This window comes from Rhodococcus sp. NPDC080181, assembly GCF_040702225.1.
GTDB lineage: Bacteria > Actinomycetota > Actinomycetes > Mycobacteriales > Mycobacteriaceae > Rhodococcoides > Rhodococcoides fascians.
The window spans coordinates 71,747-85,844 of sequence record NZ_JBFBKN010000021.1; the positions used below are offsets into that span (position 1 = coordinate 71,747).

The window sequence follows — 14,098 nt, forward strand, 5'->3', positions numbered from 1 at the left end:
GGATCAGGCGTGGAAGCCATCACCGCCCCCTTTCCTGTTGCTCCCGACGGACTGTCCGATCGGGAGGGCAGTACCCCATGGGGACTGCCGAAGGTGGGGCGCGTTCTCGCGCCTTGGGGGCCAAGAGGGCGGGAGGTTCGTCCCGCCGATCCACTTTCTCTATTCAATTGAAACTACGTGGTGCCGACGCTGCGAACCACAAGATGTCGCGTTCAGAACCACAACCCCATACTACTGGGTGGCTGCGACAGCATGGGCACGATGACACCCCTAAAAGGCCTCTGATTGCTCCACAGGCGCATTTTCTCGGCGTGTCGTGAAATGGGGAAGCGCTGATCGGGTCGCGATGTCAGAACAATTTTCATGCGGAACCTGTTATTCAGCGGCGCTCGCGATCTCAAAGAACAGATGCCGGGTTCGCGAGGACGATGGCGCACCCGACGAGACGGATCGGTAAATGTCGGCACGGTCGGAAACCGCAGTGCGCAGGACGCCTGGCGCTGCTGTCATGGCCGAGCAAGCTAACGACCCGCGTCGGCGGTCTCGATGCTCGTCGGAACGGTTGGTCAGGGCTTCACCAGCCCCCAGGGTGCCCCAGCTCTGCACTCTGTTCGCGCAGACGGTTCGTCATGATCCTTCTCGTGCTGTTGGACAGGCGCTTTCGACCAAGACTGCTGAAGGTCGCCTCCAATTCTGCGCTCGTCTCGCGCCACTGTTCAGCGGCAGCCGAAGAGTATTTGGGGATGGTTTTGCTCAACCGATCCCGCACCCGCACACTCGGATCGGCTCCTTTGAACAGGTCATTGAAGTGAAGCTCGTTCCGAACCTCGAGCAATGCATCCTCGTCGACATCGCCAGCAAACTGACGTCCGGTCTCGATCACGAAAAACCCGAGCTGCTTGGCCATCCAGTAAGTCGTAGGGTGGGTTTTCCTGCACACCAGGATCGGTAGGATGAGCTGGTCAGGACGGCTATTCTGTAGCCGGCTTGCCTTACCGAGTAGCTGGTACAGCTCAGCGGAACTGGGATAGATCCAGCCGCGAATGTTCTTGACCTCGATGAGCACCGTCACCGGGGACATAGGAAGTCCATTTTTCAATGGCACCATGAACCCCGCACTATCGACTGGCCCGCTGAGCTGCACGCCCAACAGTGTCGATGCCTCTCCGGCACCAGGAACCGCGGGCTGCAGCGCGCCGGACTGAATCACAGCGAGTCGTACGGCGGTCTCTCCGGCTGGGCCGATCAATCCCTGCGGATATCGTCTAGTGCCTTGTGCCCAGCCCTGATACCGCGAGTACAGCAACCGCTTCCTGGCAGCCGACCGGTCAATCTTCGTCGCCCGTCGACGCCGGTCAACGGGCTGAATGGTGGCAATCTGCTTGCCACCGCGGGTTGCCCGTCCTTCCTCCCAGACGATCGCCTCATCGCGCTTCAGCTGCTGCAACGCTGTAGTGATGTGGTGAGGGTCGACGTTGCCGGCCGAACCCGCCCAATTGGCCTCGGCGATCCGGCTCTCCAACTCGGAATGAACCACCGCGTGGTGGTCCGCAAGGACAGCCCGCACGCGCTCCACAGCGAGAGCGACGTATTCGGCCTGGTCCATACGTCGAGTATCGCAAAATTACGTTTCACCGCATCCGTGACGCCATATATAGAAGTTATTGTGGGTCGCGCTGGGGAGCGGACACGAGACGATGCTCGATTCGGCCCGATTTGCCAGCTCACGGGCCCAGCAGATCAGCGCCGGCTCGACAGGCACGCCTCCTTGAGGTCCTGAACCTCTTGCCACTGCCGAGCCGTCGCCAGCCGCTCGTCAGTGAAGGCTCTAAATGCGTCGGCGGGCAACCAATCGTAGAACGCAAGGACATCGTCCTGGTACGCCGAAACCAACGGAACCACCGCAATACCTTCAGCGATGTTCTGCTCGATGTAGGCCCGCGCTGGTGACGACCATTTGGACCACTTCAACATGGGTTCCGCCATGAGCGTCACTTCGTGCCGCAGATCGCCGGAGCCTTCGCCGACAGGCCATTTGACGGAGGCATTCAACGTCGGAACCCTGTAGTGGCAGCAGTAGTTTCGAAGGTCCTGCAGGAACTTGTACTCCGGCTTATCGAAGTGCAACTCCGTCTCTTTGGCGTACTCGTCCTTTGCCCACCGAGCTGGCTCGCCGCCGACCTTCTCGCACAATTTCACGATGTGTGCCCGGGTAGTATCTACCAACGCCGACCGAGCCGAGCAGTAGTTGATCAACAACCGCACAGTCTCCTGAACGAACTCATCTGTCATCTTCTCGCTGATATTCGTGAAGTCCTCGACATACAAATGCGCCCGCAGCTCATAAGCGTTGCGTTCCAACACTTCCTGCATAGAACCAACCACGTCGAGTCCCACCTGAAATCGGAAACCCGGAGTCAAGCGAACCGCCTTGTCGGCGGCAGCCCAGCGGTCGCACACGGAAGACGCCAAGACAAGGCCCCTAACTCGATCATGGTGTAGTCCAACCAGAGTAGCTGCACTAGCAAACCCATAAAGCGATGTCGGAGCGGTGCTCAACTCAGGCTTGTCTCTACCAACCAGCGCTGCCGCGACACCGAGCGTTGCCGGTCTCCGTCGCTCCCGCACAATCACGTTGCGAGCTCCGCGGCCGCGAAGTGGCCACGTCGGCGGCGTCGACGAGCGATCGGGTGTTCCGCCTGCCGGCGGTGCCGGCCACCCTGCGGGCGTCCCTGAACCGAGCTCCGCTGCGCTCCGCACCGCGAAAGAGCATTCGATTTCTTGTCGCACATCTGGCTCCCGGCGATCCTGCATCACCCGTGCCCGCCGCCTCAACCCCTCGCTCCGCTGCGCAGCGGACAAGGCCGAAGCACGCCGCGAGCTCGCGGCATCACTGCACACCTCGATCACCGACAAGGTAGCCGAGCTGACCAGCTCCGACACCTGGCGCGCCTACCTCGACCACGTGGTCTCGTTCCACTCATACAGCTTCAACAACGTCCTGTTGATCCTCAGTCAGAAACCAGAGGCAACGCAGGTCGCCGGATTCCGTGCCTGGCAGCAACGCGGACGGCAAGTACGCAAGGGCGAGAAAGCGATCCGGATCTACGGCTACAGCTCCCGCACCGTCACCGAGACCGATCCCGACACCGGCGACGAAGAAACCCGCAAGGTGCCCACGTTCCCGATCCTGTCGGTGTTCGACCACTCCCAAACCGACCCGATCGAGGGACACCCCCAGCCCGAAGAAATCGCCCAGCTCCTCACCGGCGCCGATCCGGACGCGATCTACGACCGCGTCGCCGCGATCATGACCGGGCGCGGCTGGACCGTCACCCGCGAGGCGATCACCAGCAGCGCGAACGGCTACACCACCACCGACGGCTCCCACCGGATCGTCGTCGACGCCGCCCTAGAACCCGCAGCGGCCGCGAAAACGATGATCCACGAGGCCGCGCACGCGATCATGCACGCACCCGACCTCATCGGCCCCGAAGCCCGCAAAGACCTGCACCGGGGCCGCATGGAAGTCGAAGCCGAATCCGTCGCCTACGTCCTGGCCGGGATGCTCGGGCTCGACACCAGCGCCTACAGCGTCGGCTACATCGCCGGATGGGCAGCAGGAGACCTCGAGCAGGTCACCGCCACCGCGAAAGCAGTACTGACCGCAGTCCACGAGCTGGCCGACGCCCTCGACGAGAGCGCCGCCGCCGAGTCGGACGACAGCGAGGACACCGGGACCGGGGAAGCCGCATAGGGGGCGGGGAGGGTCCGCCGGCCAAAATGTTCCGGCCGGGCGGATCAGGCCACCTGCGGTGTCCGCCGAATCGAGCTCCGCTGCGCTCCGCACCGTGGAAGAGCACAGAGACGTTTTTTCACAGCGGTTCTGGCTACCGGCGAGCATCCATCACCCGTGCCCGCCGCCTCAACCCCTCGCTCCGCTGCGCTACGGCCAAGGCTCCGAACACTTTTCGTCACGTGCTCGCTGCGCTCCCACGAAAACTGTCCGGCCGAGGGGTTGCCCCGTCGTCCCCGTGCGCTGACTTCTCTCCTCACGCCAGAAACGGCGAAAAAACGTGGGGGAGGACGCAAGACCGACCCGGCACGAGTTCCGAAGGGCAGCAACAGTTATGACCGAGACCACGAACACCGAGACCGTTACCTGCATTGCGGACGGACCCGATTGCACCGGCGACGTCGAATACCGGGACGCACTGTCCGGAACCGGGGTAGCGCATCCGAGGTGTGACAAGCACTGGCAGGACCGCCTCGACCTCGAGGACGACCTTCGACGCCGCTACCCGGTCCACGCACCCGCCGACTTCGACCCCACCTACGCAGGCGAGCACTGGGACTAGGACTACTGACCCGGCCCGCTCACCACACCCCAGCCGACCGACCAGACCGAGGAGAACAAGCCATGACCGCCAACGACACCGACGACTACTGGACCATCTACGACAAGGCCCTCGACGCGGCCGCCGAATGCCGCAGCGTCGAAACCCTGATCGACACCCTCAACCGCTACTACCCGCCCTCGTCCGGAGTGGCGTTCTTCCCGAACGGGGCCGACCGAGACCTACTCGGCACACTCACCGACGCCGGACACTTCGCTACCGTCTGGATCCAAGCGGACTACCACTTCGCGCTCCGTGACGGCCGCGGAGACGGATTCACCTACATCGAAGGCGACATCGTCCGCGGAACCTCACGCCGGTAACCCACCGCCCCGGTGCCGTATCCCGGCGCCGGGGCCACCAACCCCACCGCCACCTGGAAGGAACGCCCCTGATGCCCGCACAAGCCTGGGTCACCCTGATCGTCGGCGTCCTCGCCGTCGTCGGCGTCGCCCTGACCGTCCGCCAACGCACCGTGGCCGACAAACGCGCCCAAGCCTGGCAACGGATCACCTGGTGCCTCGAACGCACCACCAGCGACAACGACACCGAAGCCGAACTCGGATGGGACATCTACGCCACCGTCACCGACTCCGCCCTGATCACCCGAACCGAGCAGGACGTCCTGCTGGCAGTCTCCGACCGAGCTGCAGCCCGACGCGCACTGGCGGACCAAGACCAAACCGAGGACACTGAGAACCAGAACGAGCAGGAGGACCCACGATGACCACGACCGAAAAGCGCACCGACCGCCCCGCCGAGCGCCCTCGAGTCGCCGCCGCAGCAGCCCGCGCCTCGATCGCGCTCCGCGAACGCACCGGCCGCGAGGTACCGCAGTGGCTCCGTGACACCGCCGAAGGGCGCCCGACCACCCCACCCGCCGAGCTGACCTGACACAGGCACCAGCCGCAGACCGACAAGGCCCGCACCCCGACGCACCGGGGGGGCGGGCCTTGTCCGTTGCGCAGGGAAGGGCCGGAGGCTCGTGTCGGACCGGGCCACCCTGCGGGCGTCCACCGCATCGAACTCCGCTGCGCTCCGTCCTGTGAAAAGAATTCTTGATTTCCCTTCTGGCCTTCCGATTTTGACCGGCGGTGACCTCCGCGCAACCGCCGGCGTCCGCTGCGCTCCCGGCCCGAAGGGCTCCGAAAACTTTTCACAGACGCCTCCGGCTGAAAACTTTCCGGCCCGACCATTGCACTCCGGCCCCCTCATACCGGTCCAACTCTCCTCTGCCAGAACGGCAAAAAAATTGGCGGGCCACCGAGGTTCGCTACGTTGAGCAGGGGAGCGCGAGATGTCGAAGACCACCGCCCAGAAAGCCCACAGCAGCACCGACACCGACAACTACGGCGCAGTGGTCACCCACACCACCGCCACCATCGTCGGACGCCAGAAAGCCGTGGTCAACGTCCACGCCGCCGCCACCGACGACGCCCAGATGATCGTCACCATGGGCCGCCTGATGATGACCTTCCGCTCCGCCGCCGCCGTCCACGCGTTCATCGCCGGACTGGCCGACGCCCGCACCCTCATCGGCCGCATCGACAATCAGGCACCCCAGCCCGGGGGACCGGGCGACGACTACGCCCGCGCCGCTATGTCCGTCGTCTGGATCGCGCCACCGGAGACCGCCGTCACCCCACGCGAGCAGTACGTACCCGCACGGCGACGCACCATGCACTGGGTCGAGGTCCACATGGGACCGGTCACATGGCGCATCATCGACCGCCTCGGCTACGTCACCATGCTCGACGAGCTCCGCAACATCCACCGCATGGCAGTCGCGATCTTCACCGACGGCGACCAGTACCTCAGCGACCCGACCACCCTCACCGACGCATTCGACGACGCCGAACGCGAACACCAGGAAGACATGGCCGCACCCTGGCGACGACGCCTCTGACCCCGGCCCACCCTTCCGGCCCCGGAACCCGATACGGGTTCCGGGGCCGTGTCGCATCCATCCACAGCCAGATCTTCTATCCCCAGATTCCGGAAAATGCCTGCGCATCGCGGACCTCGCTGGCGCTCGGTACGCGATGCTGGAAGCCGAACCCCCGCAAGACGCGTCGACTCACCCACCCGAAGGAACACACCACCGATGATCACCTGGACCGTCACCACCCGACCCGACCGCCGACCCGAAACCATCACCGCAGCAGGAGCAGAACCCAGCCTCGACGCGGCGAAACGCGCCGCCGCAGACGCCGTCCGCTACGCCCTCCTCGACGCACAGGCCCACGCGGACGCCAGCCCCACCAACACCCCGCCGACCTACCTCGTCACCATCGACGGAGCCTGCGCTCTCATCGTCAGTCTCGGAGCCTGCCGACCCGCCAACTACACCGGCGTCCTCGACAACCTCGAACACTTCGACGGCACCGCCACCCACCTGCTCTACCTCTAGAACTCGCGCTACCAGAACAGTGCCAAAGGCGTTGCAGGGGAACATTTCTGTCGGTACCCACTGCCACACTCGACGTCATGCGAATCAGAACCCTCGACGGCCCGCCACTACCCGCCGAAATAGCCGAACAGGCAGCCCGCGCAATCGCCCTCCGCCATGGCCTCGGTCAGCAGTACGGAACCGGCAATGACTCCACCAGGAAAACTACGGCCAAACCGCTACTGTCACCCCCGTGAGCCTCCACGCCCAGGCCCCCACCCCGGCCACTCCAGTTGCGCAGGTCGAATCAACCGACCCGACAGGCATCGGCGTGTGGTTCCTCGACAACCTCACACAACCCGCCGCTACTGTTCTCGCCAGCGTCGGAATCATCGTCGCTGCAGTCATAACCTTCGTCATCGGCTATCTCAGTCGCAGGCAGCTAGATCGGCACCACAAAGCAACCCACACGCTCGCCGACATCCAAGAGCTACGCCGGCGATTCGTTACCACCACAGCACAATTTGCCGACCCCTCTCCCGAAGTCCGACTCGCCGGGGTCTATGCCCTCGAAGCACTCACCAACGACTGGATCGACCGCAACAGAAGCACCGACGCCCAAACCTGCATCAACTACTTCTGCGGCTACCTCACCCGCCCTTACGTACCACCCACCCACGACCCCCACCTACGCCAAACCGTCGTCACGGTCGACGCAGCCACCACCGTCGAACGCACCTACCAGCACCCCCACGACGACCTCACGGTCCGGGAAGCCATCACCCGCACCATCGCCACCCACCTGAAACCCGACCGCCACCACAACTGGAGCAACTACAACTACGACTTCACCGGCGCAAACTTCCACAACGCCGACTTCAACGACGCCCGTTTCTACGGCACAACCACCCTCGACAAGGCGCAGTTCCACGGTGACGCGTTGTTCAGCAGGGCGCAGTTCCACGGTGAGGCGACGTTCGACGAGGCACAGTTCCACGGTGATCGGACGTCGTTCAGCAAGGCGCAATTCCACGGTGATCGGACGTCGTTCGGCAAGGCGCAGTTCCACGGTGACGCGTTGTTCGGTGAGGCGCAGTTCCACGGTGACGCGTTGTTCGGTGAGGCGCAGTTCCACGGTATGTGGACGTCGTTCGGCGAGGCGCAGTTCCACGGTGATTGGACGTCGTTCGGTGAGGCGCAGTTCCACGGTGCGTGGACGTCGTTCGGCAAGGCGCAGTTCCACGGTGAGGCGTCGTTCAGTGAGGCGCAGTTCCACAATGCGTGGACGGCGTTCGATGAGGCGCAGTTCCACGGTGCGTCGACGTCGTTCAGAAAGACGCAGTTCCACAGCACGGAGACGTCGTTCGGCAAGGCGCAGTTCCACGGTGCGTGGACATCGTTCGGCAAGGCGCAGTTCCGCAGCACGAAGACGCTATTCAACTCGCCGGGAGCGTGGAACAACGTCTACTTCGACTGGGACACCGAAGTCCCCTACGCCGCCGAAGGAACCAAACCGGACAACGTCAAACCACACGACTGGCCACCCACCGTTGTGGAGCCGACGCCCTAGCGCTACCGCGACACCGAGCGCGGTCAATCTCCGTCGCTCCCGCACAATCGCCTCGTCCATGTCCCCGGCCGGGAGGTGGCCACGCCGCCGGCGTCGACCGGTAGTCGTGCATTCCGCCTGCCGGCGGTGCCGGCCACCTGCGGTGTCCACCCAATTGAACTCCGCTGCGCTCCGCACTCACAAGAGCAAAGACATTTTTTCACTCCGGTTCTGGCTACCGGCGAGCATCCATCACCCGTGCCCGCCGACTCAACCCCTCGCTCCGCTGCGCTACGGCCAAGGCTCCGAACACTTTTCGTCGAGCAGTCGCTGCGCTCCCACGAAAACTGTCCGAGACGAGGGGTTGCCCCGTCGTCCCCGTGCGCTGGTTTCTCTCCTCACGCCAGAAACGGCGAAAAAACGTGGCAGGGCAAAGGGCCAGGCCACCAGTTGAGAAGGGACGTAGCGACATGCACGACACCATCACAGGACCGAGGACGGTGGGACTGCACACGGCGATCATGGCCGCGATCGGTCAGGTACCCGAGCAGATCAAGACCCACGCACTCGCGCAGGTCACCGCCTACACCGAGCAGGTCAACCGAGCCGCTGCGGATGCGAACTCGACCACCGTCGACGCGCACTTCGAGCGGGCCGCGTTCTGGGCGTGCACCGCCCGCGAAAACGGAGCCGGTGAGGCCGAAATCCACGCCGCACGCCAGGCAGGCCACCACCAGGCAGCCACCGCTCAGCAGTAATCCCGCGGCCCGTACAGGCCCGGAAAACAAGAAAACACCGGACAGCTCTTACCTGCCCGGTGTCTCCAACCGAAGAATCTACCAGGGAGAGACACCACCATGACCGCAAGCATCGAAACCACCACCGCCGCAACCGAAGCCCCCACGACCGGCACCACACCGGTGGTGGGGGCGGGCGAGGAGTTCGCCCGCCTGCACCCCACGGCCCTCGAGGTCGGCCCGAACGTCCGCGACGAGGTCGACACCGATTCGGACGAGTTCCGCGCCGTCGTCGCCTCCATCACCGAACACGGTGTGCTGGTGCCGATCCTCGCGCGCCGCGACGAGGAACGCATCGTGGTCATCGACGGCCAGGTCCGCACCCTCGCTGCTCTCGAAGCCGGGGTCGACAGGGTGCCGGTGTTGATCCGGCCGACTGCGAGCAAGGCCAAGGACCAGGAGATCGAACGCCTCACGCAGCAGGTGAGCACCAACGACCGCCGCATCGCCCTGACCGATGGTCAACGCGCGAAGGCCGTGACCGCGATGTTCGAGCTGGGTCTGTCGGCTACCAAGATCGCCAAGACGATGCAGTACGACAACCGGGACACCGCCAAAGCCGCAGGGACAGCGGGTCGGTCGCAGACCGCCCGCGAGGCGCTCGACGCCGGGCAGCTCGACCTCGAGCAGGCCGCAGTGGTCGCGGTGTTCGACGCCGACGGCGACACCGAGGCGGTCGAGGAACTACTCGACGCCGGATCGCGGTTCCGATCCGTCGCGCAGGAGTTGATCGCGGACCGCGCAGAGCGCAAGGCCCGCGCCGAAGCCGGTACCCCGTATGCGGACAAGGGCATGACCGTCCTGGCAGACGAGCCGTTCTACGACAGCCCCTACGTCGCCGCTGAGGACTTGGTGACCGCAGACGGAGACCCGATCACCGAGGCCGTCATCGACGCCGCAGCCGAGCACTGGGCAGTGTGGTTGACCCCGAGTGAGCAGATCACCCTCACCGCCACCGGTGAGGTGATCGAGTCGGAATCGATCGACTGGGCGACCGAAGGAGCCCCGAAGGCTGTTGCCACCGAGGGCTACCACCACCACAAGGACGTCACGATCGCTCAGGTGTGGGTGCCGGAGTACTTCACCGCCGACCCCGATGCGGCCGGTGTGAAGCTCGGGCCGATCCTCGCCGCAGCGTCGAGCGAACCCGACGAGGCCGACGACCAGGCCGCAGCCGAGAGGAAAGCACGCGAGAAGAATGCAGCGCAGGCAGCGCTCGCGGAGAAGGAAGCCGAGAAGGCCGCTCGGCGGCGCACCGTCGCGCTGAACAAGGCCAGCGCCGCCGCGACGATCGTCCGCAAGGAATGGCTGACGAAGTTCCTGACCCGCAAGACCCTGCCGAAGGGGGCAGGGAAGTGGATCACCGAGACCCTCGTCGACGAGCCGGGACTGTTGACCGAGAACAAAGCGCCGCAGTACCTCGCAGAGCTGCTCGGTGTCACCGTGCCCGCCGACACTAGCCCCAGCGCCGGATACCCCGGTGTCGCGGACAAGGCCGCGCGGCGAGCGCTCGCCGCCACGATCGACAAGGCCAGCGAGACCCGCGCGCAGGTGATCCTGCTCGGGCAGATCCTCGCCGCCTACGAAGCACGCGTGAGTGGCAAGGGCAACGACTCGTGGCGGCGCACGTCCTGGGGTAACCAGGACAACTACCTGGGCTTTCTCGACGAACACGGCCACGTGCTGACCGTGGTCGAGCAGGCCGCAGCCGGAACGCTCACCCCCGAGCAGGCGTACGACCAGCTCACCGCGTCCACCGAGTAAGGAATCGGGACCGGTGGTGTGTACCTCTACGGTGCCCGCCACCGGGGCCCCGGCCCGGGTCGAGGGGGCCTGCGGCCGCCCTCGAGCTCCCCCGCTCGGCGCACCACCACCGGTGCCCGCTCACGTCGACGCGGGCGGCTCACCGCCCGTCAGTGTGCGGCGTTGTACGCCTCTTCGATATTGGCCGGAATCCGGCCGCGTTCGCTGATCTCGTAACCCTGGTCGAACGCCCACTGCCGGATCGCCCGCGTCTGCTCCGGATCACGCTTGCCCGATCCGCCGGCCGCTGTCGCGGTCGACGCGGCAGCGGGGGAGGGCTTACGCTTGCGGCCACCGACCCGCGTCGCATGCCCGACGTAGTAGTCGAGCTTCTTGTGAAACTCGTTCGCGTTCTTCGCTTTCAAGTCGATCGAGTACTCGACGCCGTTGATCGCGAATTCGATCGTCTCGCCGGACTCGTCGTCGATGACCGACCCGTCGATATCGTCCACCAATTGGGTTGTCACTCGTTTGGCCACAGCCGGAAAACCTTTCATCGACACATTCGCAATGCACAATCGCATTCGTCTTCTCAAGGATAAACCAACGTCGATATCCGCATTCTTCATCGACACGAAAACGCGAGCCGCATTCGATTTCCCGCAGTCGGACAAATGAGCACAGAGGAAGCAATCCCGCTGGCGCGCGGGTGGGCCTTCTAGACACCGTAGGCGTTGCAGTGCAACAGCATTCGTACGCGTGAACGCGTCCGCACGTCCCCTCCGGGGCCGCCCCATATGGGTCACCATTTTGGTCGTACGAGTCGCCCGAGTCTGACATGCCGGGGACCCCGACCAGTCAACCCACGGTCGCAGGCTCCCTCTTCGGGGTTGACAGGCCACCCTCGTCATGTCGATCGGGGACGTCTCATCCCAACCTTTGGAAGGTGTCCTGTCATGAACAGCAACGAATTGCTCAACGATCACCAGATCATCACCGAGCTCATCGGCGAAGCCGCTCAGCTCCCCGCCGAGGATCCGCGCACGGCGCGGTGCGCCACCGAAGCGCTCGCGCTCGCCAGCGCAGCAGAGCTGCCTATCCTCATCGAGGAGGCCGAGGGAGTGCTCGGACGGATCGAGCACGACACCACCTGCCGGTGGTGCGCCGGGAGCAGCCATCCCGGTCGGGTCCTTCTGGTGCACCCACTGAGCACCAGACCCCCGGGGGTCCCGGTCCCACCACGGGGCCGGGACCCCTTTTTTGTCTCCAAAATCGGAGCCGTGCAGCCGTGTGGAGCGCACGTGCACCTGCACGACCTCGCCGCCTCCGGCGTCGCCCCATATGGGTCACCAAGGGGGTCGTACGAGGACGCCGAGTCTGACATGCCGGGGACCCCGACCAGTCAACCCACGCTCCGCTCTTCGGGGTTGACAGGCCACCCTCGTCATGCCAGATCGCTACGTCTCATCCGAGCCTCGAAAGGACCTCGCCATGTATCCAGATCGCCTCTCCGCCATCGCATCCGCCGCCTACAATCGCGGCGCACGCGCAGCCACCCACAACCTGGGCGGCCTGCACGCGGACATCCACCACGCCACGAAGTTCGGGCAACGCCTCGCACCCGAGCAGCTCGACACCCGGACCTGGGAATGCCTACTCGGCAAACACCGCACCGACGAACCGATCCAGCCACTGAAGCTCTAGCCGGACGGCCCCGCCCACACCCGGGCGGGGCCACCACCCGTCCCGTCTGGTCGGACTCCATGCTCGTCCAGTCATTCACACGAATGACTGTTGCCGGAACCAACGAGAGCCCGGCTGCGTCCAAACAGGTATGGACCACGACGAACGAGCCGCCGTCCGAGACGAAGGCCACGACCCCGACCACCCGACCGTCGTCACAGCTCTCGACCAGGTCAAACGCACCCTGGGCCTGTACCGGCATCTCGCCTGGACCTTCACCTCGGCGGACCTCGACGGCCACGCCGTTCCCCGCTGACCGACCTCACCAGCACATTCGACAACTCGAACGGATGTTCGATACTCTGGCGGTAGTTCCTACCGGCACGGCGAAAGGTCGATCCCATGGCCACCGTCGACGCGATCGAAGATCTCACCGGACTCGACAAGAGCGCCCAGCTCGACGTCCTCCGTCGCCGGATGGCCACCGTCCCCGGTGGCCGACGAGACCACGCGCTTGCCGACCTGCCCACCATCACCGCACCCGATCGGGTCGAACCCCTCGATCGGGTCACGCCGGTCGTCGACGACGATCCGGAACCGCTCATCGCCGCTGTACGCGGCAAAACCCTGCGGACCATGCCCGTGCCGCGTCCACTGGCCGAACTGCTCCCACGCGGTGCCCTCGCCCGCGGAACCGCCATCACCGTCACCGGCGCCGGATCGATGATGATCGCCCCTATCGCCGAAGCGTCCGCCGCCGGCCATCACGTCGCCCTCATCGGCCAACCGAGGCTGAGTTTGCTCGCTGTCCACGAACACGGTGGCGATCTCGCAAAAGTGTATCTTGTGAATCCAGGATCGACGGACCCTCTCGACGCCGCGTCGATCTGTCTCGACGGGGTAGATCTGGTCGTGACGACCGTGCACGGCCGTGACGTACCACCCACGCGCGCAAGAGCTTTGCTTGCCAGGAATCGTCGGCACGGCAGCATTCTGATCCTGACGGACGGACACATGCCGGGTATCGATCTCACCATCGCATCGACCGTCCACAGTTACGGCGGCATCGAGCAGGGGAGAGGCCGTATCCGGTCGATCACCCTCGACACCACCGTCCACGGACGCGGAACGCAGCACCGCACCGGCCGATACACCCTCACCGCCCCGAGCTTCGGTGAACAAGGCCTGCGCTGGACACCCGCACCCGCCGACGAACTCGCCGGCCGACGACCACTCGCAGCCGCGCAATGACCACAGACGGCGCGGCCGGCATCTTCGACGCCTGGCCCACCACCTTCGAGCCACCCGCCCGCCGCATCGTGGACCCACCAAAATCGGTGCACGTGAACATCTTGTAGACGGGCTTCGCTTCTGGCCACTGTTCGTCCGATCAATTTCCCTGTCACGCCCGAATCGCTGGGTTGAACCCGGGAACACCGGAGACAGAGGGAGTGTCAGATTAACGGTGGATCCGACCTTGGCGTCGGTTAGTTTCCGTTCGGGGTGATGCGTCCTTCGAAGGTGATCGCGAACGCGTTGA

Annotated in this window: 17 protein-coding genes; 14 read left to right on the forward strand and 3 right to left on the reverse strand. The window is 64.9% G+C overall.

Going from position 1 to position 14,098, the window contains the following annotated elements:
• Positions 1–574: 574 nt before the first annotated feature.
• Positions 575–1,606 (reverse strand): hypothetical protein, encoded by a 1,032-nt coding sequence (locus AB0O58_RS21090; RefSeq protein WP_366238741.1) that lies wholly within the window; start codon positions 1,604–1,606, stop codon positions 575–577.
• 134 nt (positions 1,607–1,740) lie between these two features.
• Positions 1,741–2,472: a hypothetical protein gene (locus AB0O58_RS21095; protein ID WP_366238742.1), complete on the reverse strand. Its 732-nt coding sequence runs from the start codon at positions 2,470–2,472 to the stop codon at positions 1,741–1,743.
• Between the two features lie 94 nt (positions 2,473–2,566).
• Here AB0O58_RS21095 and AB0O58_RS21100 point away from each other — a divergent pair, with 94 nt between their 5' ends.
• The 11 genes from AB0O58_RS21100 (at position 2,567) to AB0O58_RS21150 (ending at position 10,896) form a co-directional block, all read left to right on the forward strand.
• The gene (locus tag AB0O58_RS21100) at positions 2,567–3,757 is read left to right on the forward strand and encodes an ArdC-like ssDNA-binding domain-containing protein (protein WP_366238743.1); all 1,191 of its coding nucleotides are present in this window, start codon (positions 2,567–2,569) and stop codon (positions 3,755–3,757) included.
• Positions 3,758–4,130: 373 nt separating this feature from the next.
• The gene (locus AB0O58_RS21105) at positions 4,131–4,358 is read left to right on the forward strand and encodes a hypothetical protein (RefSeq protein ID WP_366238744.1); all 228 of its coding nucleotides are present in this window, start codon (positions 4,131–4,133) and stop codon (positions 4,356–4,358) included.
• Positions 4,359–4,420: 62 nt separating this feature from the next.
• A complete protein-coding gene (locus AB0O58_RS21110) occupies positions 4,421–4,720 on the forward strand; it encodes a hypothetical protein (protein ID WP_366238745.1) in 300 nt (99 codons plus the stop codon).
• A gap of 71 nt (positions 4,721–4,791) precedes the next feature.
• A complete protein-coding gene (locus AB0O58_RS21115; RefSeq protein ID WP_366238746.1) occupies positions 4,792–5,124 on the forward strand; it encodes a hypothetical protein in 333 nt (110 codons plus the stop codon).
• Entirely contained in the window at positions 5,121–5,291 is a 171-nt protein-coding gene (locus AB0O58_RS21120; protein ID WP_165839653.1) for a hypothetical protein, read from the forward strand. The genes AB0O58_RS21115 and AB0O58_RS21120 overlap by 4 nt, the downstream gene beginning before the upstream one ends.
• Positions 5,292–5,694: 403 nt before the next feature.
• On the forward strand, positions 5,695–6,303 hold the full coding sequence (locus tag AB0O58_RS21125) for a hypothetical protein (RefSeq protein ID WP_366238747.1): 609 nt from the start codon (positions 5,695–5,697) through the stop codon (positions 6,301–6,303).
• Positions 6,304–6,501: 198 nt separating this feature from the next.
• Positions 6,502–6,807, forward strand: a complete 306-nt coding sequence (locus AB0O58_RS21130; protein WP_037154365.1) for a hypothetical protein — start codon at positions 6,502–6,504, stop codon at positions 6,805–6,807.
• A 77-nt stretch (positions 6,808–6,884) separates the two neighbouring features.
• On the forward strand, positions 6,885–7,043 hold the full coding sequence (locus AB0O58_RS21135) for a hypothetical protein (protein WP_366238748.1): 159 nt from the start codon (positions 6,885–6,887) through the stop codon (positions 7,041–7,043).
• Entirely contained in the window at positions 7,040–8,356 is a 1,317-nt protein-coding gene (locus AB0O58_RS21140) for a pentapeptide repeat-containing protein (RefSeq protein WP_366238749.1), read from the forward strand. The genes AB0O58_RS21135 and AB0O58_RS21140 overlap by 4 nt, the downstream gene beginning before the upstream one ends.
• 449 nt (positions 8,357–8,805) lie before the next feature.
• The gene (locus AB0O58_RS21145) at positions 8,806–9,093 is read left to right on the forward strand and encodes a hypothetical protein (protein WP_366238750.1); all 288 of its coding nucleotides are present in this window, start codon (positions 8,806–8,808) and stop codon (positions 9,091–9,093) included.
• 99 nt (positions 9,094–9,192) lie between these two features.
• The gene (locus tag AB0O58_RS21150) at positions 9,193–10,896 is read left to right on the forward strand and encodes a ParB N-terminal domain-containing protein (protein WP_366238751.1); all 1,704 of its coding nucleotides are present in this window, start codon (positions 9,193–9,195) and stop codon (positions 10,894–10,896) included.
• Positions 10,897–11,045: 149 nt separating this feature from the next.
• Here the strand turns inward: AB0O58_RS21150 and AB0O58_RS21155 are convergent, their stop codons facing one another.
• Complete coding sequence (locus tag AB0O58_RS21155; protein ID WP_366238752.1) at positions 11,046–11,414, reverse strand: Lsr2 family protein; 369 nt, start codon at positions 11,412–11,414, stop codon at positions 11,046–11,048.
• Positions 11,415–12,366: 952 nt separating this feature from the next.
• Between AB0O58_RS21155 and AB0O58_RS21160 the strand changes: the two genes are divergently transcribed.
• The 3 genes from AB0O58_RS21160 (at position 12,367) to AB0O58_RS21170 (ending at position 13,809) form a co-directional block, all read left to right on the forward strand.
• Positions 12,367–12,579, forward strand: coding sequence for a hypothetical protein (locus AB0O58_RS21160; protein WP_366238753.1), 213 nt, complete (start codon positions 12,367–12,369; stop codon positions 12,577–12,579).
• A gap of 130 nt (positions 12,580–12,709) precedes the next feature.
• Positions 12,710–12,874, forward strand: coding sequence for a hypothetical protein (locus AB0O58_RS21165; RefSeq protein WP_366238754.1), 165 nt, complete (start codon positions 12,710–12,712; stop codon positions 12,872–12,874).
• Positions 12,875–12,960: 86 nt separating this feature from the next.
• Entirely contained in the window at positions 12,961–13,809 is an 849-nt protein-coding gene (locus tag AB0O58_RS21170; protein WP_366238755.1) for a hypothetical protein, read from the forward strand.
• Positions 13,810–14,098 lie beyond the last annotated feature (289 nt).

Coding starts and splice junctions, on each gene's coding strand:
- AB0O58_RS21090 (WP_366238741.1), bottom strand. CDS start 1,606: ATGGACCAGGCCGAATACGTCGCTCTCGCTGTGGAGCGCGTGCGGGCT.
- AB0O58_RS21105 (WP_366238744.1), top strand. CDS start 4,131: ATGACCGAGACCACGAACACCGAGACCGTTACCTGCATTGCGGACGGA.
- AB0O58_RS21110 (WP_366238745.1), top strand. CDS start 4,421: ATGACCGCCAACGACACCGACGACTACTGGACCATCTACGACAAGGCC.
- AB0O58_RS21115 (WP_366238746.1), top strand. CDS start 4,792: ATGCCCGCACAAGCCTGGGTCACCCTGATCGTCGGCGTCCTCGCCGTC.
- AB0O58_RS21120 (WP_165839653.1), top strand. CDS start 5,121: ATGACCACGACCGAAAAGCGCACCGACCGCCCCGCCGAGCGCCCTCGA.
- AB0O58_RS21125 (WP_366238747.1), top strand. CDS start 5,695: ATGTCGAAGACCACCGCCCAGAAAGCCCACAGCAGCACCGACACCGAC.
- AB0O58_RS21130 (WP_037154365.1), top strand. CDS start 6,502: ATGATCACCTGGACCGTCACCACCCGACCCGACCGCCGACCCGAAACC.
- AB0O58_RS21135 (WP_366238748.1), top strand. CDS start 6,885: ATGCGAATCAGAACCCTCGACGGCCCGCCACTACCCGCCGAAATAGCC.
- AB0O58_RS21145 (WP_366238750.1), top strand. CDS start 8,806: ATGCACGACACCATCACAGGACCGAGGACGGTGGGACTGCACACGGCG.
- AB0O58_RS21150 (WP_366238751.1), top strand. CDS start 9,193: ATGACCGCAAGCATCGAAACCACCACCGCCGCAACCGAAGCCCCCACG.
- AB0O58_RS21160 (WP_366238753.1), top strand. CDS start 12,367: ATGTATCCAGATCGCCTCTCCGCCATCGCATCCGCCGCCTACAATCGC.
- AB0O58_RS21165 (WP_366238754.1), top strand. CDS start 12,710: ATGGACCACGACGAACGAGCCGCCGTCCGAGACGAAGGCCACGACCCC.
- AB0O58_RS21170 (WP_366238755.1), top strand. CDS start 12,961: ATGGCCACCGTCGACGCGATCGAAGATCTCACCGGACTCGACAAGAGC.